We start from the raw sequence: 23279 nt of genomic DNA, 5'->3' as shown, positions 1-23279 counted from the left end.
TAAGGCACTATCTAGAATAACCACAAATGTACGGGTTGAGTTGCAAAAATCGTATGTGATTTTCCGTCAATAGGTGCATTCAATGTCGGTGACCTAAGCACATTCCAATAACCAGGTACGAACGCAGACAAACTAGAATGTGCAGATCAAAAACAATTTTGCAACCATTAGTATATTTATATTTTTTCTTTACAAAAGTATGAAATATTGAAATAAGTCTGAACTAATGTTTAGATTTGATACTAAATTGACATTAAGTAATATTTTTTTAACATCTCAACCCATTCATTTCTATGAAGCAAAATTTACGATTCGTAATGTTTGCTGCTGCCCTATTGCTTACGGCAATATTTTGTGGTACGGCAAATGCCCAAGAAAAAACGATTACCGGAGGCGTGACTTCCTCCGCAGATGGCAACGCAATTCCCGGTGTCAGTGTCACCTTAAAAGGATCTACAACCGGGACCGTCACAGACAGCGACGGCAAGTTTTCCATCAATGTAAAAGCCGAAAGTGTTACGCTTGTATTTTCTTCGATCGGGTTTATCAAGCAGGAAATAGTCGTCCCAAACGCACAGTCAGTAGTTAATCTCGTTCTTGTGGATGATGTGAAGGCATTGACCGAAGTCGTTGTGACCGGTTACGCTTCCCAGCGCAAACAGGACATTACCGGTGCGGTCACCGTAATAAGCCCAAAGGAACTTACTGCTCTGCCTGCGGCCAGCGTAACACAGATGCTTCAGGGGCGCGCCGCAGGTGTTACTGTTGGAAATGATAATTCTCCGGGAGGTGGCACCATGGTACGTATAAGGGGGTTCGGATCTATTAACAACAACAGCCCTTTGTATGTCATCGACGGCGTTCCGACTCAGGGTACGCTCAACCAGCTCAATCCGAATGATATTGAGTCCATGCAGGTACTTAAGGATGCGTCTGCTGCTTCCATTTATGGCGCCCGTGCTGCCAATGGTGTTGTGATCATTACAACCAAGAAAGGTAAACCCGGAGCTCCCAGCATCACGTTTGACTTTTATACCGGAACTCAACGCCCTGGCAAAATGCTGGATTTACTGAACACCAGAGAGTTGGGAGAATATCTGTATCAATCAGATCTCGGTGCAGGTAAAAATCCTTCTGTTACTTCTCCTTCGGTTCAGTACAAATTTGATGAAAACGGTAAACAGACTATCGCCGACTACATTTACCCTAACGTATATGGTGGGCTTCCAGCCACCTACACCTACACCAATGACATTGCAGATCCAAACCTGGGAAAGACAGCTTTCAACATCACCAAAGCTAATAAGGAGGGTACTGACTGGCAGGATGTTATTTTTGATCCGGCTCCGATTTCAAATTATCAAATCGGAGCAAGCGGAGGCTCAAATACCGCGAAGTATGCTATTTCTGCAAATTATTTCAAACAGAATGGTATTTTGAAGTATACTAATTACAAAAGATATTCCATCAGGGCCAATACTGAATTCAAAAAAGGAAAAGTCACCGTAGGTGAGAACCTTACTTTTTCTTACGATGAACGCCAGGGTATTACAAACAATGATGAGAGTAATCCAATCATGTTTGCCATCCGTGTCCATCCTATTATTCCGGTCTTTGATATTACAAATGGCCCACAGGCACTGGGCGGAAATAATACATCTCCATACAACGGTTTCGCAGGTAGCCGGGGAAGTAACCTCGGAAATGCGCCTAACCCATTGGCACGCTTGTACCGTGAAAAAGACAACATCACCAAAGGAACCCACGTATTCGGAAATGCTTATGCCCAGATTGATATCTTACCCGGATTGACCGGTCGCACCAGTTTTGGCCTTGAATACAATCAGTCAAACCGTTCTGAGTATTTTCACAGAGATATTGAGGCGGCTGAGGCAAGAAATGCGAACAGCTTGAATGTAATCAATAACCTGGACCGCTCATTTACCTGGTTTAACACATTGAATTATGCCAAAATATTTGGGTCGCATAATTTGAATGTTTTAATAGGAACAGAGGCCGTTAAAACTTACGCAGCAGGTTTTCAGGCTAGTAGAAGTGGTTTTGCATTTGATGATGTCGACTACCGTTATCTGGATGCAGGTGCAGCAGCCGGATTAGCCAACGCGGGTGCCGGCGCAACAAGAAGTGCACTTTTCTCTCAGTTCGGTAAAATTAACTATGGTTATAAAGATCTTTTTCTGGCAGATTTCACACTACGTCGTGATGGATCTTCACGTTTCTCTGAGACATATCGTTATGGTATTTTTCCTGCGTTTTCAGTTGGACTGCGTATGACAGAGCTGGATTTCATGAAACCAACCCGAAAAGTACTGGACGATTTGAAACTACGTTTTGGATGGGGCAAAACGGGCAACCAGCTGATCCCGAACGTGTATAATGCCTATACGCTCTATGCTGCTGATCCACAGAACAATGGTTATGACATCAATGGAACCGGCTCATCCATTGTTGGAGGATTCGACCTGGTACAATTCGGTAATGCCAATGGTAAATGGGAAACGAATACTTCTACAAATATTGGTATAGATGCAGTTTTGTTAAACAGCAAGCTTGAAGTTGTCCTCGATTTGTATAGCCGAAAAACAACAGATATGTTGACTCAGATCGCTATTCCTCGTACTTCCGGTACAGGAACAATCCCTTATACAAATATTGGAGAGGTCACAAACAAAGGTTTCGACATCGGTCTTAATTTCAGGGATAGAAAGAATGACTTCTATTATGCCTTAGGAGTTAATTTCGGGCATTATAAGAATAATGTTGTGAAGTTGAACAACGATCCCAATTCAACCATTTTTGGATTTGCAACCCGCCTTCCTGCCATGTCAGCTTCCAGGGCTGGCTCTCCAATTGCCAGCTATTATGGCTATTTTGTTGATGGCGTTATTAAAGACCAAACTGAAGCGGATGCTGCTCCTAAATTCGGTTCGTATACGCGAGAAGGCGTTTTCAAATTCAGAGATGTAAATGGCGACGGTATCATTACAGCTGCTGATCGAACTATCATAGGCAGTCCACACCCGGATTTTAACTATGGAGTTAACCTAAATGTTGGCTATAAAGCATTTGACCTTACGGTATTTGGACAAGGAGTATATGGTAATGAGATCTTTAACTATACAAGGTATTGGACAGATTTCAACGTTTTCCAAGGTAACAGATCAAAGGACATGCTTTATAATTCCTGGAAAAAGTCAGGCGACGATGCCAAATTACCGAGGTTAAATTCAGGAGATGCTACAAGCCAACAAGTTTCTTCTTACTTTTTGGAAGACGGATCTTATTTCCGTATCAAAAACATCCAGTTGACTTATACACTTCCTTCGGCGTTGCTGAAAAAAGTAAAGATCGCATCTGCACAGGTTTATTTGCAAGGACAAAATTTACTCACGTTTACAAAGTATACCGGACTTGATCCTGATATTAACCTGAGAAGATCCGGTAATGATAATGAGGATAAGCATTTAGGTGTGGATGAAGGTGCCTATCCCGTAGCTAAATCATATCTTGTCGGTGTGCGTTTCGGTTTCTAATATTTTGACATTAACAAAAATTTCATATACTAAAATGAAAAAAATAGCTTTAATAATTTTCATGACCGCGATCAGCTTCGCTTGCTCCGACAGCTTTTTTGATCTAAAACCACAGGGCCGCGCTTCGGTTGAACAGTTAAGTAATAAAAATGGTGTCAATGCATTGTTGATCGGAGCGTATTCGCTTGTGGATGGCGTTGGATCAGGTAATACGGGTCGCCAGTCAACAGTTTCAAATTACGTATTCGGTGGAATTACCAGCGATGATGCTGTAAAAGGTACTGATGCAGGCGACCAGCCCGAACAGTCATTTATCGAGCAATACAACTGGCTGTCTGACAACACTTACTTTTTAGGAAAATGGTGGCATCAATATGACGGTGTTGGAAGGTGTAATGAAGTCATCCAGATCGTGAACAGTGAATTGGTTAAGGACATGACTGACGCTGAAAAATTACAAGTAACCGCTGAGGCACGTTTTCTCAGAGGATTCTTTCATTTTGAAGCGAAGAAAATGTGGAATAAAATTCCTTACATTGACGACAAGATTTATGTATCGTCAGATCCAAATTCGACGAAAATACCTAATACAGAGGATATCTGGCCTAAAATTGAAGCGGACTTCGATTTCGCGGTCAAAAATTTGCCTGCAACACAGTCTCAAAAAGGAAGAGCTACACAATGGGCCGCAAAATCTTTCCTTGCCAAAACATACTTGTTTCAGAAAAAATGGGGACCGGCAAAAGCACTACTTGACGATGTACTAACTAATTCAGGGAAGAAACTTGTGCCGAACTATCATGACAATTACCGAACTGCCGGAAACAATAATAGTGAATCTATTTTCGAAGTGCAGTTTTCAGTAAACGACGGAACGAACGGCAACAATGGTAATGCAGGAGATAACCTTAACTGGCCTTATTCAGCAGGTGCCCCCGGCCGTGGCTGCTGCGGGTTTTACCAGGCATCACATAACCTGGTGAACGCATTCAAAACGGAGAATGGATTGCCCTTAATTGGCGAAGCAGCCGACGGTACACTCGATACATATAATAAAATAGATCTACCAAACGATCAGGGAATAGCGGCATCTGCGCCATTTACATTGGACAAAACAATCCCGGTAGATCCTCGTCTTGACTGGACAGTTGGGCGTCGTGGTGTGAACTTCCTGGATTGGGGACCTATGCCAGGCTCTTCCTGGATTCGGGATCAAACTTATGCAGGACCATTCACAGGTAAAAAGTGGATGTACTACCTTGGCGAAGAAAACAGCACAACGCATTCGACCAGCAAACGAAACGTTAATAATAATTTCAGGATGATTAAACTTTCTCACGTATTGTTATGGTTGGCAGAATGTGAAATTGAACTTGGAAATCTAGCCGTTGCAGAAGGTTATGTAAACCAGATCCGTAACCGGGCAAAAACAGGATCGTTACAAGATGCTTCCGTTACATACAAAGTGGAACCTTATCCGGTAGGAACTTTTGCAAGCAAAGGTGCAGACTTTGCCCGAAATGCAACACGTATGGAACAGCGCCTTGAGTTTGCAATGGAAGGTCACCGTTTTTTTGACCTGGTGCGCTGGGGCATTGCAGTAAAAGTTTTAAATAAATATGCAGCAGAAGAGGCGGTAGCCGGCAAAGAGCCATCAGGACGGACTTTTAGTAAAAGAGGATACATGACAGGAAAAACATTTACTGACAAAAACCTTTACTTTCCGCTACCGCAGGATGAAATCCTGAACAGCCAATTGAATGGAAAGCCAACACTAACCCAGAATCCTGGCTACTAGTCGAAGTTTTTATACTTACCTAAACTAAATCCAAGAGCCGGCCTTCGGGCCGGTTTTTGTGTTTGTTACCAATAAAATTATATTTGTAAAATATTATAAATGACTCAGACATGGTATTAAAAAACGAAGGCGACTACGAAAAAGCTTCTGAAAGAATTGACGAAATTTATGGAGCAAAAGCAGGTACGCCGGAAAAGAAAGAGCTGGATGAGTTATTGAAGGCAGTGAAAGAATATGAAGACGATTTCATCAAATTCCTCAAAGAGAATGGTTAAACCAATTCTACCTTCAGGTCCTCAACTTTTTCTACCCGCGTCATAAAACGTTCCAACAATGTGTTCCTTACTTCCACAACCAGGGTGCACTCCATTTCAAAAAGCTGTTCACTGACCGGCAACTCCAATTCTTTTACAATGCGCATGACGTCGTTCATCTGAATGTACGAAAAACTCAGCTTGTAAAGACTGAAGAGATGTTTCACAACAATCTCCGCATTTTCCAACGCATCTTCGGTTGCCGACCTGTACGCGTTAATCAAACCCGGAATTCCCAATAAAGTCCCTCCAAAATAGCGTACAACAATCACCAGCACATTGGTGATCTCTTTGGAATAAAGCGTATTCAGGATCGACCGGCCCGAAGAACCGGATGGCTCGCCGTCATCACTTAACCGATATTGCATTCGATCCATCCCCAGCCTGTATGCGTACACATGATGGTTGGCTCTGGGATGTATTTCCCTTAGCGCCAGCAAATGAGATTTAGCCTCATTTTCAGAGGATATCGGAAAAACGAAAGAAATAAATTTGCTCCCTTTATCCTTAAAAAATCCTTCAACGGGCTCCGCAACGGTACGATAGGTATCTTCAAATAACACGGCTGGCTCTTTTTTTATGTCTGTACAAAAGAATGGAATAAATTAAAGCTGCGCCGGCAAACGCCGCCATATATAAAAACACCAGGGGAAGGTTTTCTCTTTTATTGGCAAAAAGAGCTGCCGACAGGAATGCACCTAACCCAATTCCCGCTTCCAGGGAAATGTACATGGTAGCTATCGCCCTGCCGCGGTTATGGTCACTGCTTAAATCCACGGTCCAGGCTGAAAGTACGGGCGACAAAATCCCCATTGAAATGCCAAAAAAGGCTGCGCCGGTAAGAAATGAAGTAACGGAGTCGGCATATCCGGTGATGAACATCGAGAGAATTAAGATACCGCAGCCTGCGATCGTAACCGGAATCCTCCCCTTTCGGTCCGACATTTTTCCTGCTACAAAACGGATCAGTATGGAGAACAAAGTGAACACCATAAAATACATCCCTCGGTTGGTAATCCCCAGGTATCCGCTAAAATCGGGCGTTAAGGTAGCGATGGCACCAAAACTAAAATAAGCCAGAAACGTTACAAATGCCGGGCTGAAAACATCCGGTTCGAAAATATCCCGCCATGTAATTTTAAATGCGCTGACCGAAATTCGCTCCTTTTCGACCAGCGTTTCCTTCATATTGAAAAGAATCACAATCGATAACAACGCAAAAAAAGAAGAAGTATAAAATAACGCATTCATAGAAAACGACTGACTGATCATACTGCCGATAGCCGGCCCAAAAGCGGAGCCAACCCCCATACACATGCCATGAATACCCAATGCTTCGCCCCGACGGTGAGCCGGAATAATGTCCGCGATGTAGGCCGCTGTACCCGTTGGCTTAAACCCCGTTGAAAATCCATGAACCAGTCTTAACAACAAAAATGGCATCACCGTTGTGAAGATCGGATAAAGAAATCCGCACAGAAAACAGACCAGAGATCCGAAAGCCATCACCGGGACACGTCCGACGCGGTCGGTCAAACGACCGCTGAAAGGCCTGGATAACCCAGCCGTTAAAGTAAAGAGTCCGATAATAAAGCCCTTGTATTCTGCACCGCCCATGGCTGACAAATAACCGGGCAGCTCGGGGATGAGCATATTAAAACTGGAAGAGAATAAAAAGGAACTCATACCCAGCAACCAAAACTGCAGTGTGAATATTCCGGGAGAAGCCGTATTTTGCATCCCACAAAATTACAACTATCTTGGACAATAGTTTAGAATAGTTGAAAATGGAAAATGGTTAGAATATTTTATAAAGAAGGACGATCCATCAAACGCGAAAACGACATCCGCGAACTGGGCAAGGTTGAAAACCTGGTCTGGGTTGATCTGCAATCCCCTTCTGCCGAAGAGGAGGAATGGGTTGAAAATAAGTGCGACATCAGTTTTCAGACACCCCAGGAAATAGTCGAAATCGAAAGCAGTTCCCGTTTTTTCGAACAAAATGAAACGATCAACGCCAACTCCAACTTTTTAAGTATTGACCGGGATGGCTATAAAACCTATCCTGTTTCATTTATTCTGCACAAGAATATTCTCTTTACTTACCGGCGTGGTGATTCTAAAACCTTCGCCGACACGGTAAAGAAAATGAAGGTGAGTCCCGATACTTTTCAAACCGGGGTCGACTTTATGCTAATGCTTCTTGAAACAAGAATCGAGGCGGACGCTGACTCCCTGGAAGCTATTTCACGTGATATTTCGGTGATCAGTAAGGACCTGGCACATGAGCAAAAAGCCCGTCAGGAAGTTTTGCTCCGGATCAGCGCCTTGCAGGAAACCACGATGATGCTTCGGGAAACGAGTATCGATAAGCAGCGCGTACTTTCCGGAATTTTACGCAGCCAGTATTTCCCGGAAGATCGAAAAGAACATTTACGGATCATCTTAAAAGACATTAACTCCCTGCTTGAATATACCACGTTCAACTTCGAACGACTGGAATATTTACAGAATACCTTTATGGGTTTGATCAATCTTGAACAAAGTCAGGTCATCAAGATTTTCACCGTGGTGACGATCATATTTATGCCGCCAACGCTGATCGCAGGGATCTTTGGGATGAATTACAGTCAGATTCCTTCCAGCGAAGAGCCCTGGGGTTTTTGGGTATCGCTGCTTTTGATGGTGTTATCCTCGCTCGTCGTTTTATGGTTTTTCAGAAGAAAAAAATGGATCTGAACCCGTTAAAATCAACAAATCTGCACGTTAAAAATATTTATGAGTCAAAATACAGCTTTTCAAATAGCATTATCGCACGCCAAATCTGATCAGCATATCGAACAGATTTTAGCCCTTCAGCAGCGCAACCTTAAAACCAATATTTCGCAGAAAACCAGAGAAGAACAAGGTTTCCTTACGGTTTCACACACCAGGGAACAACTGGAATTCATGTGCGACACCACACCCCAGATCATAGCCACCGTTGACGGAAATGTTATCGCTTTCGCACTGGCGATGTTACCGGCATTGGGTGAATTGATTCCTGATCTTCAACCGATGTTTGAGATTTGTGACAATATCCGGTGGAATGGCAAACTGATCGGACAATATAAATATTACGTGATGGGGCAAATATGCGTTGGCGAATCTTTTCGTGGTCAGGGCCTGTTTGACAAACTGTATCAGACCCATAAAATCATGTACGGTCCACATTATGACCTTTGTATTACAGAAATTTCAACATCCAACAAAAGATCTCAGCGCGCGCACGAACGTGTCGGATTTGAAACAATCCATGTTCACCAGGACCATCTCGACGAATGGAATGTCGTTGCATGGAAATTAAAGGGATAAAAGAACACAATGCTGGATCATTTTATTATAATTTATCACTATACAAACAATCCTAGTTTTTTTTGTTACGTATAATGTATTATTTTTTAATATTGTGACAATCAATACTTTCTTTTAGCTTATTCTAAAAAAAGTTCAATACATATTTGAAATATCAATATGGTTTTACGATAAGTTAATTTTTAGATTTTTCCCTCTTCCAACCCTTTTTGGCTAACCAGTGTCTTAACATTATTGGCATAAAACTTGCAACAGATTCATAAGAAATCTGGTATGGATTATTATAAGTTCGATAATTCTTAACAGATCAGAATCAAAGGTTTATATGCAATGGACTGTGGTTGCATTTGATTAGGCTTAAAGTAATTGATGAGCTTTATCAATGAAGATACAATGATTCTTGTAGAAAAGGCGTTTCAATCGCAGCGTGAGAATCATCTGCCATAGGCTCTTTTAGTAAAACCAATGATGCGGAACGTAATTAAAGGCAGTCCGTCCGTGTGGGTTATTAAAAATTCGTTTAACTAAATAACCGATTGAATGAAAAGCATCTCAGTAATCATTCCAAATTATAACGGAAAACATTTATTTGAAAAGTATTTCAAACATAATTTCCAGGTGCTTACTTCTATTAAAACAGAAGTGGAAATCATTGTTATTGACGATGCATCAACGGATGGTTCTGTGGAATATTTGGAACAACATTATGGGGATACCATCACACTTTTAAAAAAAGAATCCAATTCAGGATTTTCCGAGACCTGTAACCTGGGTATTAAACAGGCCAATATGGATCTCATATTTTTGCTGAATACCGACGTAACACTTGAACCGGGATATCTTGAAAAGTTGTATAAATTCTTTGAAAAAGAAGATACTTTTGGCGTAATGGGGCGCATCATCGGCATGGACGATGACCTGATCAGAGAAGCGGCCAGAGAACCGAAGATTATGGGCCGGAAGATAAAATCGTCCGATTTGTTCCATCTTCAAAACATGGATGCTTTTACTCCCACCTTCTATCTGTCAGGCTGTAACGCGCTGCTTGACACAAAAAAACTTAAAACAATTAATGGTTTCAACGAAATGTTCAATCCTTACTATGGTGAAGATCAGGAACTTTCGATCCGCGCATGGAGAATGGGCTGGAAATGTTACTATGAACACAATGCAGTTTGCCGCCACGAAGTTATGGCCAGTACCAAAAACCATAACCACAAACGTGCAATTAAGAGAATTCATTTCCGCAACCGGTACTATGTGCATTACCTGCATCTTCAGGGGAGTGATCTTGCCTTATGGCATTTACAAATCCTTCTTTGTGATGTATTTGTGGGCCTTTTCACCTGCCAGTTTTACAAAATCGAAGCTTACCGGGATTTCCTGCGTAACCGGAAAGGTTTACGAATCAAAAAGAGCGCTTTCAACCGTCAGATGAAGAAAAATCATTCTAATATCGGGATCCTGGACGTGATCGAAAACATTAAAATCATGATCAAATACCAGCACGTCATCAAGCTTTAAGTAAAAACCTTTATGCTCTCAATACAAACTCCGATATAAGGCAAAATACTTTTCTGCTGCATCCTTCCAGGAAAACGATCTCCCTCTTGCCCTGATCTTTTCAGCAGGCTGGTTTTTGTCATAATCTTCCAGACTGGCAGCGAGTACTTTTCGCATATTGTCAGACTCGAAATCCTCGAAGTAATAAGCACAGTCCCCACCGATTTCAGGCAGGGAAGTACATTTTGACAAAATTACAGGTTTACCATAATACATGGCTTCGATCACGGGTAACCCAAATCCTTCGGCTATCGATGGAAACAAAAATGCGAGGCAGTTATCCAAATGCCATTTTTTGTCATTTTCAGAAATCGCACCGGTAAAAATAACCCGATCCTGAACGCCCCACCTACGGGCTTCCGCTTCGATCACCTGCCTGAAATTTGCTCTATCTTCTATACCGGCAATGACCAGGAACAGATCGTTATCCACCAGCAGTGAAGGCAAAACCTGGAAATTCTTTTTCTCGGTAATCGTCCCGATTGTAAATAGAAACGGCTTGTCATAAGTCCTTTCCGGCACAGTAATCGGTATATCGTCATCGACATTACACCCATTGTAAATAACGGAGCACGCTTTCCCCGCCAAAGAAAGATTTCTCCGAAGATCCTCCATCACATAATTTGATATCGCCACAACATGACTTGCATGATCAATTTTACGTTGCAGCAATCCCAGATATTTCTTCTTTTTCTTTTCAGATTGATTTAAGTCATACAAAAAATTCAGGTCATGTATGGTGAGAACAACCGGGATTTGTTTGTTAAAGGGGTAGTAATTTGTGCCCTGATAGGTACAATGCCAAAGGTTTACGTGGCTAACCCTTGGGAATACATGTTTGTGTATAAAATGCCGATACACTTCCTCAGCTTCATCACCAAACACTCCCTTTTCCGCTTTTGGGAGGTAAAAACCGACCTCTTCGTTTTCATGATCTGTCTGTGCCTGCAATGCTTTACCTAATTGTAAACAAAAATGATACAAACCGGTATTGGGGTACCGCATTCGTTCACAATCAACCATTATTTTTTTTGACATTAGCCTTGTAGATGCCTGTGTATAGTTCTGTAAAATTTATACAAGACTGATATAGAATATCTACTACTCAAAAAAAGCCCCGAATGGCTAAAAGTAGTTATAAAAAAAACAAAAAATGAAATTACAAATGTAATTAAGGTACGTTTTTTTTGTCACCAACGAGCGATACAGGACGGATAGGGCCCTTCAAAATAAGCGTTGTATTTGCTCAAACCTTCTTGAAATTCCGGGCCAAAGCATGTAGATTTGCTTCGGCAGCAACCACCCTCAAAAATTTCTACTATGCTGCAACTGATATCTGGTCTGTATTCATAAATAATTAACTATGTCACAAGAAATTATAAAACAGGAACCCCTGTTGATTGAGGATCCATTGCGTTTTGTCTTATTTCCGATCAAACACATGGATATCTGGGAAATGTATAAGCGTCATGAAGCATCTTTCTGGACTGCCGAAGAAATCGATTTATCTCAGGACCAAAAAGACTGGGATAATCTGAATGACGGTGAGCGCCATTTCATTTCTCATATTCTTGCATTTTTCGCCGCTTCGGACGGTATTGTGAATGAAAACCTGGCCGTTAATTTTCTTAGCGAAGTACAATATGCGGAAGCAAAATGTTTTTATGGTTTTCAGATTGCCATGGAAAATATACATTCCGAAACCTATTCGCTGCTGATCGATACTTATATTAAAGATCCTGCCGAAAAAACCCATCTTTTACGGGCTATTGATACGGTTCCCTGTGTTCAGAAAAAAGCAGAATGGGCTTTAAAGTGGATTAACAGCCCTGTTTTTGCCGAAAGAATTATAGCGTTTGCTGCTGTGGAAGGCATTTTCTTTTCAGGGTCTTTCTGCTCGATATTCTGGTTAAAGAAACGCGGATTAATGCCGGGATTATCTTTTTCAAATGAATTAATTTCCCGTGACGAAGGACTTCATTGCGAATTTGCATGCTTGCTTTATACACAACACATTGTCAATCAGCTGCCACAGGAACGCGTCATTGAAATTATGCTTGACGCCGTAAAAATCGAACAGGAGTTTGTTACTGAGGCGCTCCCGGTTTCATTGATCGGCATGAATGCAGACCTGATGAACCAGTACATCGAATATATCGCTGATTTCTGGCTGGAACGCCTGGGCTGCCCAAAACAATTCGGCTCGGCAAACCCTTTCGATTTTATGGAATTGATATCGCTTCCGGGAAAAACCAATTTCTTCGAAAAACGCGTTGGAGATTATCAAAAAGCCGGTGTGATGAGCGGATTGCAGGATAAAGATTCAGGACACAAAATCTCTTTTGATTCAGATTTCTGATCAATAAAATATATAAAACGAAGCCGGGCATGTGTTTTAAACGCATGCCCGGCTTCGTTTTATAAGATTAACCTTTTAGGATTTATCCAGGATTATGGCAAGATCTTAACCACCAGATCTGCGCTTTTCTCCCACTTTCTGATCACCGAAGCCACCTCTTTTGGAGAAATCTGGTTCATGCATTCACACTTGGAAACATCTTCCTGGCATTTGTTACAATTTGTTTTCCCCACCAGAAAAGAAGCCTTAGGGCCGATAGGTGCCCATCTTTGCGGGAAGATCGGGCGCATGGGCGGATACAATCCCAGCGCATTATTCCCCAAAGCCGCCGCCACATGTAACGGTCCCGTACTGGCTGCAATAAGGCCGTTTGAATGATATATAAAGGAAATAAATTCTTTCAGGGTCATCATACCCGTTACATCAATCACATGCTCGGGCAGCTGATGCAGCCAATCTCTCATCAAAGCACCTTCCGCCTTGGTCCCCGAAATAAAAATCCGGTATTTTTCCCTTGGTAAAAGATTGATAAGATCGGCAAAGTTCTGCAATCCCCATTCCCTTGCACTCTTATTGGATTTAGGGTGCAGGATAATATTAAGTCTGTCTTTTTGAAGATAGGCATACAATTTCTGGGGCAGCGGAGCAATATTACTCAGTTTAAAATGCTGAAAAATACTTTCCAACGAAAATTCCCGCTCAATTTCCAGCGCTTTCAGCAGTTTCAGATTCAATTGCGCTTCGTGCAAATCTGATTTTTTCCGGCTCAACTGAACAAGCCTGTTACAGGTCATCCAATGAAACCACCGGTTGGTCGTCCCGATCCGGATTGGGATTTTAGCATCTTTCGCAAGCCGGGCGATTCTTATATTAGGTAAAACATGGATAATCGCATCATAATTCTCGTCTTTCAAAGACTGAACCTGTGCTGCATAATCCAGCTTTTCCAGCAGATCAATATTAACAAATTTGTCAATGACGGAGCAGGTCCGGATCACATCTTCGGTATAGGAACGGCCTAAAAAATGCAACTCAGAAACCTCAATATTCTCCTTTAATATATCACAAATAGGAATTGTCAAAATAACATCTCCGATGGCATCTGTTCTGCTAACAAGAATTTTAAGCTTCTTTCCTAACATTTTTTAATTGTCATTCATGAGTTGTCTTCAGACAACATTTCCCAGTGGCTTTATTTACTATGTACTATAATAACCAATATCAACCGATTTTCTTTTAAAAAGCTGATATATTTTTCCTCTCCACTTAAATTCTAATCCTATTCTAACGCAAAATAAATTTAGTCATCCAAATTTTCGACGGCTTTCCAAACCAGCTCGTTTTCATATCCTTTACCCAGGGCAAAACGAACGAGTTTTTGTTTAAGCTTAAATTTATCCGTTTCAGTGCGCAGCAGCTGCGCCTTTTTCTTGATCAAAACTTCCTTTAAACCCGTCAGATACGACGCCTCGGGAATTTCCTTCATGCCTTGCTGGATGCTGTATTCCGAAAGTCCGCGGCGATGAAGCTCCTGTTTGATCTTCATTTTACCCCAGTTTTTCATCCGGAATTTCCCTCCTGCATAGGTTTTCGCAAAACGTTCTTCGCTAAGATAGTTTTGCGAAATGAGTTCTGCAATAATTTCGTCAGCCTCCTCGCCCCAAACCTCCCATTTTTGCAAACGTTTCCTTACCTCATCCTGGGTTCGCTCCTGATATGCGCAATAAGAGGCTGCTTTTTGAAGAATAAGACGATCCATGCGGCAATATTAACTAATATTTATATATGATATATTGTCACAAGATTAAAGATAAATTATCAACGCTGAATAACTATTTTTGGTAAAACATCTGTGACGAACTTTACGCCCCATTCCAAACGATTAACCCATATGATTTTTGAAAGACGCTCCTTTTTGAAATTTTTGCCTGCCATGTCGGGACTTTCTTTTCTTAATCTCCCTGAACAAAACGCCAAAGCCGGAAAACTTGCGCTGCGTTTCATCGTTGCTTCGGACGGACATTACGGGCAGCCTGATACCGAATACAAAACTTTTCACAGCGATTTGATTGGCTGGATCAATCAAGAAAAAGTACAAAAAGGCGTTGATTTCACGGTGATCAACGGAGACTTGATTCATGATGACCCAACACTGCTGTATGATGTAAAATCAACCTTTGAAAATTTACGCGTACCTTTTTACGTAACCCGTGGAAACCATGACAAAGTGGGACTGGATGTATGGCAAAGCACCTGGGGATATCCAACCAACCACAGTTTTGCAAAAGGTGAATACGCTTTCATTCTTGGTGATACATCCAATGAAAAAGGCGAATATATCTGTCCGGATGTCAATTGGCTTCGCACCGAAATAGCTAAATATTCAGCATCGAAAGGTATTTTCATTTTTCTGCATATCACCCCAGAGAAATGGACAACCCATGGCATTAACTGCAAAGAAGTGACCGACCTCTTTTCAAACACACCCAATGTAAAAGCCATTTTTCACGGGCACGACCATGACCAGGATAGCCAGAAAACGCTTGGACAAAAGCCTTATTTCTTCGATGGGCATTTTGGGGGAAGCTGGGGAACGGCATACAAGGGATATAGGGTCGTGGAAATCTATCAGGATGAAACCTGGCAGACGTACCAATATAATCCAACTGCGGCCCCCATATTAAATTCATTTAACGGGAAAAAATAATCGGGAACGGTTTTTGTAATATTCGCATCTCGGGTATTACAAAAAACCTCCCTTATGGATTTACTCAGCGGTCAGCCCTATTGGTTTTACAAAAATGGCATATTGGATTCCTTTCCAGCTTTGAGAGAGGATATACATACGGATGTGGCCATCATGGGTGGAGGTATTACCGGCGCATTGCTTGCATGGACACTTACGGAAGCCGGTATTCCTGTTGTAGTCATCGAAAAACGACATATCGCGCTCGGCAGCACTTCCGGGAGCACGGCGCTTTTGCAGTATGAAATTGACACGCCGCTTACCGAGTTAATTGAACTGGTAGGAAAAAAGAATGCAGTCAGAAGTTATCAGCTGTGCGTCGAAGCTATTTACAAGATTCAGAAAATTGTAAAATTGCTGGACAAGGACGTTCATTTTTCACTAAAAGACAGCCTTTACTACGCATCAAAAAAAAACGATCTCCCCGATCTGAAAAAGGAATATCAGGAGCGAAAAAATCAGGGAATTAATGTAGCATGGTGGGAACAGGACGAACTTCGAAGTCATTTTCCTGCTTTGAAAAAAAGCGGGGCTATTCTTTCTCATGACGCCGCTCAACTGGATCCTTATAAAATGACACATGCATTGCTAAATGCTTGTGTTTTAAAAGGAGCAAAAGTTTATGATACGGTAAAAGTCGAAGTAATTAATCATCACAAAAAAGGTGTCACCCTGCATCTCGACAACGGTTCACAGATTAACGCTGGGAAACTCATTATCGCCAGCGGATATGAATCTCAGGATTATATTGCGAAGAAAGTGACTCGGCTTCATTCCACTTATGCGATTGTCAGCAAGCCGATTATGCAAGACAAGCCCTTATGGTACAAAAATGCGCTGTTGTGGGAAAGCGCGCGTCCTTATCTCTACCTGAGAACAACAGAAGATAACCGTGTTTTGATCGGTGGAAAAGACGAAACGTTTCAAAGTGCAGGAAAACGAGACCGGCTGCTTCACTCCAAAAGCAAACAATTGGCGGCGGCAGCTATGAAAATGTTTCCGGTTCTTCCTTTCGTTACCGATTATGAATGGTGCGGCACTTTCGCAGAAACGGAAGATGGCCTGCCTTTTATAGGTGGCATCAAGGAGCATCCCAACACTTATTTTGCTTTAGGTTTTGGTGGAAACGGAATATTATTCAGCGTGATCGCGGCCGACATTATCAGGGATGCCATTATTGGCAAGAAAAATCCGGATGCTTCGATCTTTTGTTTTGAACGGGTTTAAGTTTGAACAAAAAGAAGTCAAGTTTTGGGAACGGGGACGCCCAGTCTTGACTTCTTTAATGCAGAAAGTCTCACCAATAAATTCTTCAATAATTTAAATTTTGGTAGATATTTAAGTACTAAATGGTTACAATATTTCAGGAAATATCTATCTTTCACATTGGATTGTAATAAAATACCATCCGGTAAAGACCTCTATCAAAAGATTCCTCGATTTGAAATTATTTTTTACCTGTACTTTCTTTTTAGTACTGCTCAGCATCCTGTCCCACGCGCAAGAGCGTGTGGATATCACAACCTGCGACGGAACAGGAACCGGTATTGTTTGTGTGGCACCAAGCGACTCACTTTACAGCCTTTGCGTAAAGGTCACGCCAGGCCCTTGTGCCAGTAAGTCTTACAAAATTGACTGGGGCGACGGGAGCATCGAACCCGTAACACTTAATGCTGCTCTTACTTTAAGCCATAAATACGACTTAAAAAATTTCGTCAAAAACTGTTCCAACGGCGAATTCAAGGTCGCTATTTTTGTAGAAAATGCAACTTGTCCAAATGACAACAAGGGCTTTCGGGTTACTTTCAACAAAAATCCACAGGCCAACCCGACCGTTCAGGCGGCTTGCGAAGGCTCATCGCTTTCAATTAATAACAACAGCTGCCCTACTTCTTCTGATATTAATTTTTTGTGGGAATTCAGCGACGGACGGACCAGCACGTCGATAAATCCATCCATTTCATTTACCGATCCGAATCAAACCTATAAGGTAAAACTGACGGCTACTTCGAAAACCTGTGGAACAAATTCAAAAGAAGTCGATTTCAAACTGAGTAAAAAACCCGTTGCCAATTTTAACGCCACGGGCTTTTCCATTGCCAATAAAGATACCACGATTTGTTTTTCCAATGGCGCAACGCTAACCATGGATGGAACAATTTCGACGGAAGAGACGAGTTATTACTGGTCGATAAGCGGCGGATCTTATGAGTTTATTGATAAAACTTCCTACAATTCCGGCATCGTTAAGGTGAAGTTTAAAGAAAAAAAGGAATACACCATTACGCTGACGGCCGCCAATAACTGCGGAAATTCAGTGCCAATCGTCCGTAAATACAAGGTGATTGATCCGGAAGCACCGAAATTGACGCCTCAACCGGACGCCTGTGAACCTATTCAGTATAAGATCAGCAATCCGGTAACGGGTGCAACCTATACCTTGAATGGAAAACCACTCGCGCCGGATCAGTCGATATCATTGCCGTTAAATGATGTACCGTATATCATCACAGCCAGCATGACAAACGCCTGCGGCGCTCAAATGATCAGCGACACATTTTCAGTAGCAGCGACTAAGCCTGTCAATATTTTAACTTTTTTAAAAGATACCGTCCTCTGTGTCAGCACTACGCCCATACCCCTACGAGCCGATATAACTGGTGGTGATTGGAGCACGGCCGGTGTTGAAACACTGAATGGCGTTAAAGTTTTTGTCCCGAAAACGGCTGGAACTTATACATTAACCTACACAAAAGGCGCAGGGCAATGTGCCATGTCCGACGCTGTGCAAATCAAAGTGGAAGGGGTACAGGTTACAGTTTCTGATCAAACCATTTGCAGTGGAACAGACTTCCTGAAACTTCAGGGCGCTCCGGCTGGCGGCAAATGGACATCCTCAGGCTGCACCAATTGTCTGAAAAATGACACGCTGATCGTAAAAAATGTGACATCCAATCAAATCACCCTTACTTATGAAGTGACCAACCAAAGCGGCTGCAAAGCGGTTGCAACTTCAAAAGTAACTGTTGGAAGCCCGAAGGCTGTGTTTGTATTAGGCGCTGGTTGTTCCGGAACGAGCTTTAAGCCAAAAAACAACTCATCATCGGCAAACAATTATGTTTGGTTTGTCAACGGCAAAAGCGCCTCAACGGACGCCAATCCTGAATTAACACTCGTGACCGGATTGAATAAGATTATGCTTATTGCAAAAGCAGGCAACTGTGCCGATACACTTCGCAAAGACATAACCGTCACGGCACCACCGCTGGCAATCGGATTTACACCTTCCGTTTTACTCGGTTGTTCTCCTTTAAATGTCTCCTTTGATGTGACTGGAAATCAGGATCCAGCCGCTACATACACCTGGAACTTTGGCGATGGTTCCACCTCCACAGGTTATCAGCCGTCTTCCAAAATATTCATCAATCAGTCGAAAAAGGATAGTACATTTTCGGTTATCGTCACGGCCAGCAATGCTTGCGGTCAAAAAACGGAGACGAAAAAGGTAACCGTACGCCCCCTCGCAAAAGCTGAAATTGGGGTCGACTCAACGACTTTACGCTGTACACCTGCCCAACTGCTTTTTTCAAACCGCTCCTCCGGTATTGATAAGGACAAATCAAGGTGGATTTTTGGAGATGGCATCATGCGCCAGACAGGCAGTGATACCGTTTTTCATTCTTTCTCTGCGAAAGACAATGCCCAAACGTATACGGTGAAACTGGAAGTAACCAGTGCTTGCGGGCAAGATACGGACGAGGTCAAAATAGAGGTTTATCCCACAACGGTAAAAGCTTTATACACCATATCAAAATCAGAGGTGTGCCCTGGTGAAACCGTTCAATTCACGGATGCAACCGTGCCAAAACCCAACCGCTGGGTATGGAAATTTGGTGACGGCAGCATTTCAACACTGGCAAATCCCAAACATGCATTCGCCCAATCCAAAAAAGAATACAAAGTTACTTTGATCGCTTACACAGCTTGCGGCTACGATTCTACCCAATTAACCGTACGTACAACCACAGCACCTGCCGGAGATTTCACGGGAGCGACTGTTGCCTGTCAGGATCAGGCCATTCAGTTTACCAATAAATCGGATCCGCAGCTTGGTTTTATATGGGATTTCGGAGACGGTTCTGCGCCGGATACACTGAATTATTCACCAACGCATATTTATTCAGATGCGGGAAATTATGAAGTAAAATTGAGTGCTTATCATGGATCTAAATCCTGCAAAGTTGATCTCAAAAAAATACCGGTTTCGGTTTTATCTCCTGTAACGGCCGATTTTAAAGTAAACGGTGATTCGCTGATCTGCGCCCCGGGGCCAGCAAATTTGATAAGCCTTTCGGATCATGCAGACAGCTATAAGTGGTATTTCAGCGATGGAAAAACATCCGACGTTAAAAATCCGGCACTGCCATTCGACAAAGGTTTGTATGGTATAAAACTGGTTGTAGGCAAAGGCGGTGTGTGCCGCGATTCCATTGAAAAAACGGCCGCCTTTGTAGTTGTCGACTGTCAGGTTGATATCCCAAAGGCTTTCACACCGAATGCAGACGGATTTGGGGACAGATATACACTTTTTGGAAAGGGTATTCAGGAAATCATTTCGCTAAAAATCAGGAACAGATGGGGGGAAATGGTATTTGAAATGAAAAAAGTACCACCAGGAAGTCAGCGACCGGACGAATCCTGGGACGGAACATTAAAAGGAAATCCGCTGCCCGCCGACCTGTATGTATACGAAGCTGAGATTTTGTACATCGACAACCGTATTTCTGACAAATTAAGAGGAAACCTTTATCTGGTTCGTTAATGAAAAAATTTCTAATTCTGCTTATCTTTTTGTCTTGTAATCTTGTAAAAATACAGGCTCAGGCTCCCCAATTTTCACAATTTTATGCCAATCCCCTGTACACAAATCCCGCCTATGCCGGCGATGCAGGCACGCCAAGATTTATTGCCAATTACAGAAACCAGTGGGCCTCTATTGGCATTCCATTCCAAACTGCTGCTTTTTCTTTCGATTCCTATGCAGAAGACGCAGGTATAGGTCTGGGTTTTCAGGCATTGCATGATAAACGCGGACCCGCTTTAAGCAGCAGTCAGCTGTCTGCCCAGATTTCCAAGCTGGTTTATCTTGACGGCCAAAAAGAATTAAGATTAATCGGAGGCATACAAGGTTCCTGGACATCCAATAGCTGGAACGGGGATGATTTGACGTATGTTTCTCAATTTCTGGGAAGTACAGACCCTATGTCCACCAATGGATTGTCCAGCAATAAACTGACGTTATCAGGCGGAGCAGTCCTGGAATATGTCCCTAAATATGAAGAAGATATTTCTTACTGGTTATCCGGTGCCTGGCATAACATCGGTATCAACAATGCGCTTAGCATTGAACATCAACGTGTGAATATCCAGCTGGGGACAAAAATTCCTATACAAATTCCGGCTTTCTTCGGAAATAATCTTGGCCGCGATATGAATCGGGAGAGCGCGCTGACCATGGCTGTTCAAGTTCGGAAACAAGGTCCAAGCCGACAAATGGATGCCGGTTTCAACGTAATCTACTCGCCATTACTGGTAGGATTATGGTACCGCGGCATGATTTTGGGCAATACCAGAAGGGATGCCGCCATTGGAACGGTTGGCTGGGCAAGTGGAAATATGCTCTTTCAGGCCAGTTATGACTTACCTGTATCTTCCTTGGGATTTGATACAGGAGCCTTTGAAATCTCGATCTGGTATGGTATCGATGCCTTGTTCCGGTTTTCCGGTAAAGGTGCGCAAAACCGACGAGGACGAAAATGTTTGCGATATTAAAAAAGCGAAGTGACGCAGAGATCACTTCGCTTTCCGGTTGTTAAACGACCTTAATCAAATGGTTTTTCTTCCCTTTTGAAACCAGAATAAACCGGTCCTGCAATAATTGAAAATCTGCAAGCGGCTGTTCCGGCGAAGAAACTTTTACCTTATTGATGCTTACAGCATTTTGCTGCAAAGCCCGGCGCGCTTCTCCTTTGGAAGGATATATCTCCGAATTGGTAACCGTTGAAATCAAATCCAGTAAGTTAGGACAAGCATCCCAATTCGCGCGGCTGATTTCAGTTTGCGGCACGCCATTGAAAATGGTATCAAATTCATCGACCGCGATGCTTTGCAGTGTTTCCAAAGTCGCTTTTCCAAACAAAACATCGGTAGCTTTTAACACCAGCTGGTAATCACGTTCGGAGTGAATACGAATCGTAAGTTCAGCGGCCAGTGCCTTTTGCATGATACGCAGATGTGGTTCAGCGGCATGACTGCTTTCCAGCGCTTCAATTTCCTCCTTCGATTTCAGCGAGAAAACACGCAAAAATCTTGGAGAATCTTCATCACTCTGACTCAACCAAAACTGGTAAAATTCATACGGCGAAGTCCGCGATGCGTCCAGCCAGATATTTCCGCCTTCACTTTTCCCAAATTTCGAGCCGTCTGATTTTGTCAAAAGCGGTGTCGTTAAAGCATAAGCCTTGAAATAGCCTTCTTCATCACCCTCTTTACGCCGAATGATTTCAGTACCCGTCGTGATATTTCCCCACTGGTCCGAACCACCCATCTGGAGACGGACATTTTTATGTTTGTATAAATGATAAAAATCGTAACCCTGCAAAAGCTGGTATGAAAATTCAGTAAACGAAATTCCTGTTTCAAGGCGTTTCTTCACAGAATCTTTTGACATCATGTAGTTAACAGAAAGATACTTTCCTGCCTCCCGAAGGAACTGCAAAAAGCCGATTTCTTTGAACCAGTCATAGTTATTAACCATTTCCGCAGAATTTTCTCCGCAGTCAAAATCAAGGAATTGTTCTAATTGCTTGCGAATTCCTTCCTGGTTGATACGAAGTGTATCCTCGTCCAAAAATGACCGTTCAGCCGCTTTAAAAGAAGGATCACCAATCATCCCGGTCGCCCCGCCTACCAATGCAATAGGCTTATGACCAGCCTTTTGTAAATGTACCAGCAACATGATCGTTGCAAGATTACCGATATGCAGGGAAGCAGCCGTTGGGTCAAAACCGATATAACCGGCGGTCATTTCTTTATTTAGTTGCTCATCCGTTCCTGGCATCATATCATGCAACATGCCGCGCCAGCGCAATTCTTCAATGAAATCGGTTCTCATTTTTATACTATTTGGCAATTTTAAAAATCAAGGTGCAAAGATAGATTGATTTTACTAAACCTTGCAGATTTGCCGGATGGATTAAGCGATAAGTTATTTGAAAAGAGGATCAAGGGCGATGTTATTTCGGCCTGGGCTGGTTCCTAAGTGGCAGATTCTACCAAAGGCACAACGTTTTTTAAAACCATTAGCCTCGGTTGATACCGAATTTTGTGCTAGCGGCAGAGCGAGAAGAGGTAAAATATTACAATCATTATCCCATTGCAATCATTATCCCAAGAATTATTAAAATCCATACCCCGGTTGATGCCGAACTTTGTACCAGAGGTACAATTCGTGGGTAGAAAACATCGCCACAAACCCACCAAGCGTTCCAATGGGAACGCTGCCTCGGCTACGATAATTCCGGATCGCGCT

General features: G+C 42.6%; 17 protein-coding genes. 11 read left to right on the top strand and 6 right to left on the bottom strand.

The genetic code is table 11. The features are described from left to right. Positions 1-293 precede the first annotated feature (293 nt). The 3 genes from RB622_RS18390 (at position 294) to RB622_RS18380 (ending at position 5627) form a co-directional block, all read left to right on the top strand. Entirely contained in the window at positions 294-3554 is a 3261-nt protein-coding gene (locus RB622_RS18390) for a TonB-dependent receptor (protein WP_308048064.1), read from the top strand. 34 nt (positions 3555-3588) lie between these two features. After that, complete coding sequence (locus RB622_RS18385; RefSeq protein WP_308048063.1) at positions 3589-5352, top strand: RagB/SusD family nutrient uptake outer membrane protein; 1764 nt, start codon at positions 3589-3591, stop codon at positions 5350-5352. A 110-nt stretch (positions 5353-5462) separates the two neighbouring features. Then, entirely contained in the window at positions 5463-5627 is a 165-nt protein-coding gene (locus RB622_RS18380; protein WP_308048062.1) for a hypothetical protein, read from the top strand. On the opposite strand, the gene RB622_RS18375 is transcribed toward RB622_RS18380, so the two are convergent. Continuing rightward, positions 5624-6229: a YigZ family protein gene (locus RB622_RS18375; RefSeq protein WP_308048061.1), complete on the bottom strand. Its 606-nt coding sequence runs from the start codon at positions 6227-6229 to the stop codon at positions 5624-5626. The two genes, RB622_RS18380 and RB622_RS18375, sit on opposite strands and share 4 nt — an antisense overlap. After that, positions 6219-7406, bottom strand: a complete 1188-nt coding sequence (locus tag RB622_RS18370; protein WP_409021634.1) for an MFS transporter — start codon at positions 7404-7406, stop codon at positions 6219-6221. Before RB622_RS18370 ends, RB622_RS18375 begins: the two co-directional genes overlap by 11 nt. 54 nt (positions 7407-7460) lie before the next feature. Here RB622_RS18370 and corA point away from each other — a divergent pair, with 54 nt between their 5' ends. From corA to RB622_RS18355, 3 genes are all read left to right on the top strand, one after another. After that, positions 7461-8405, top strand: coding sequence for a magnesium/cobalt transporter CorA (corA, locus tag RB622_RS18365; protein WP_308048058.1), 945 nt, complete (start codon positions 7461-7463; stop codon positions 8403-8405). A 39-nt stretch (positions 8406-8444) separates the two neighbouring features. Further along, complete coding sequence (locus RB622_RS18360; RefSeq protein ID WP_308048057.1) at positions 8445-9020, top strand: GNAT family N-acetyltransferase; 576 nt, start codon at positions 8445-8447, stop codon at positions 9018-9020. 540 nt (positions 9021-9560) lie between these two features. Next, positions 9561-10544, top strand: a complete 984-nt coding sequence (locus RB622_RS18355) for a glycosyltransferase family 2 protein (protein ID WP_308048056.1) — start codon at positions 9561-9563, stop codon at positions 10542-10544. Between the two features lie 18 nt (positions 10545-10562). Here RB622_RS18355 and RB622_RS18350 read toward each other — a convergent pair whose 3' ends face one another. Beyond that, complete coding sequence (locus RB622_RS18350) at positions 10563-11621, bottom strand: glycosyltransferase family 1 protein (protein ID WP_308048055.1); 1059 nt, start codon at positions 11619-11621, stop codon at positions 10563-10565. Positions 11622-11946: 325 nt separating this feature from the next. On the opposite strand from RB622_RS18350, the gene RB622_RS18345 reads away from it, so the two are divergent. Continuing rightward, on the top strand, positions 11947-12942 hold the full coding sequence (locus RB622_RS18345) for a ribonucleoside-diphosphate reductase small subunit (protein WP_308048054.1): 996 nt from the start codon (positions 11947-11949) through the stop codon (positions 12940-12942). Positions 12943-13034: 92 nt separating this feature from the next. On the opposite strand, the gene RB622_RS18340 is transcribed toward RB622_RS18345, so the two are convergent. Both RB622_RS18340 and RB622_RS18335 read right to left on the bottom strand, forming a co-directional pair. Further along, a complete protein-coding gene (locus tag RB622_RS18340; protein WP_308048053.1) occupies positions 13035-14084 on the bottom strand; it encodes a glycosyltransferase family 9 protein in 1050 nt (349 codons plus the stop codon). A 158-nt stretch (positions 14085-14242) separates the two neighbouring features. After that, the gene (locus RB622_RS18335; protein ID WP_308048052.1) at positions 14243-14701 is read right to left on the bottom strand and encodes a regulatory protein RecX; all 459 of its coding nucleotides are present in this window, start codon (positions 14699-14701) and stop codon (positions 14243-14245) included. Positions 14702-14833: 132 nt separating this feature from the next. Between RB622_RS18335 and RB622_RS18330 the strand changes: the two genes are divergently transcribed. The 4 genes from RB622_RS18330 (at position 14834) to RB622_RS18315 (ending at position 21520) form a co-directional block, all read left to right on the top strand. Further along, entirely contained in the window at positions 14834-15649 is an 816-nt protein-coding gene (locus RB622_RS18330) for a metallophosphoesterase (RefSeq protein ID WP_308048051.1), read from the top strand. Positions 15650-15703: 54 nt separating this feature from the next. Continuing rightward, the gene (locus RB622_RS18325; RefSeq protein WP_308048050.1) at positions 15704-16915 is read left to right on the top strand and encodes an FAD-dependent oxidoreductase; all 1212 of its coding nucleotides are present in this window, start codon (positions 15704-15706) and stop codon (positions 16913-16915) included. A gap of 214 nt (positions 16916-17129) precedes the next feature. Beyond that, positions 17130-20510: a PKD domain-containing protein gene (locus RB622_RS18320; RefSeq protein ID WP_308048049.1), complete on the top strand. Its 3381-nt coding sequence runs from the start codon at positions 17130-17132 to the stop codon at positions 20508-20510. Further along, positions 20510-21520: a PorP/SprF family type IX secretion system membrane protein gene (locus tag RB622_RS18315; RefSeq protein ID WP_308048048.1), complete on the top strand. Its 1011-nt coding sequence runs from the start codon at positions 20510-20512 to the stop codon at positions 21518-21520. The genes RB622_RS18320 and RB622_RS18315 overlap by 1 nt, the downstream gene beginning before the upstream one ends. 40 nt (positions 21521-21560) lie before the next feature. On the opposite strand, the gene tyrS is transcribed toward RB622_RS18315, so the two are convergent. Beyond that, entirely contained in the window at positions 21561-22862 is a 1302-nt protein-coding gene (gene tyrS, locus RB622_RS18310; protein WP_308048047.1) for a tyrosine--tRNA ligase, read from the bottom strand. Positions 22863-23279 lie beyond the last annotated feature (417 nt).

This window comes from Dyadobacter sp. LHD-138 (genome assembly GCF_030929615.1).
Lineage (GTDB): Bacteria > Bacteroidota > Bacteroidia > Cytophagales > Spirosomataceae > Dyadobacter.
The sequence above is the reverse complement of the archived record's forward strand: the minus strand, read 5'-3'. Positions and strand labels throughout refer to the sequence as shown.

What these genes read in the sequence shown, in the direction of transcription:
- RB622_RS18390 (WP_308048064.1), top strand. Translation starts at nt 294, where the DNA reads ATGAAGCAAAATTTACGATTCGTAATGTTTGCTGCTGCCCTATTGCTT.
- RB622_RS18385 (WP_308048063.1), top strand. Translation starts at nt 3,589, where the DNA reads ATGAAAAAAATAGCTTTAATAATTTTCATGACCGCGATCAGCTTCGCT.
- RB622_RS18380 (WP_308048062.1), top strand. Translation starts at nt 5,463, where the DNA reads ATGGTATTAAAAAACGAAGGCGACTACGAAAAAGCTTCTGAAAGAATT.
- RB622_RS18370 (WP_409021634.1), bottom strand. Translation starts at nt 7,406, where the DNA reads ATGCAAAATACGGCTTCTCCCGGAATATTCACACTGCAGTTTTGGTTG.
- corA (WP_308048058.1), top strand. Translation starts at nt 7,461, where the DNA reads ATGGTTAGAATATTTTATAAAGAAGGACGATCCATCAAACGCGAAAAC.
- RB622_RS18360 (WP_308048057.1), top strand. Translation starts at nt 8,445, where the DNA reads ATGAGTCAAAATACAGCTTTTCAAATAGCATTATCGCACGCCAAATCT.
- RB622_RS18355 (WP_308048056.1), top strand. Translation starts at nt 9,561, where the DNA reads ATGAAAAGCATCTCAGTAATCATTCCAAATTATAACGGAAAACATTTA.
- RB622_RS18350 (WP_308048055.1), bottom strand. Translation starts at nt 11,621, where the DNA reads ATGTCAAAAAAAATAATGGTTGATTGTGAACGAATGCGGTACCCCAAT.
- RB622_RS18345 (WP_308048054.1), top strand. Translation starts at nt 11,947, where the DNA reads ATGTCACAAGAAATTATAAAACAGGAACCCCTGTTGATTGAGGATCCA.
- RB622_RS18340 (WP_308048053.1), bottom strand. Translation starts at nt 14,084, where the DNA reads ATGTTAGGAAAGAAGCTTAAAATTCTTGTTAGCAGAACAGATGCCATC.
- RB622_RS18335 (WP_308048052.1), bottom strand. Translation starts at nt 14,701, where the DNA reads ATGGATCGTCTTATTCTTCAAAAAGCAGCCTCTTATTGCGCATATCAG.
- RB622_RS18330 (WP_308048051.1), top strand. Translation starts at nt 14,834, where the DNA reads ATGATTTTTGAAAGACGCTCCTTTTTGAAATTTTTGCCTGCCATGTCG.
- RB622_RS18325 (WP_308048050.1), top strand. Translation starts at nt 15,704, where the DNA reads ATGGATTTACTCAGCGGTCAGCCCTATTGGTTTTACAAAAATGGCATA.
- RB622_RS18315 (WP_308048048.1), top strand. Translation starts at nt 20,510, where the DNA reads ATGAAAAAATTTCTAATTCTGCTTATCTTTTTGTCTTGTAATCTTGTA.
- tyrS (WP_308048047.1), bottom strand. Translation starts at nt 22,862, where the DNA reads ATGAGAACCGATTTCATTGAAGAATTGCGCTGGCGCGGCATGTTGCAT.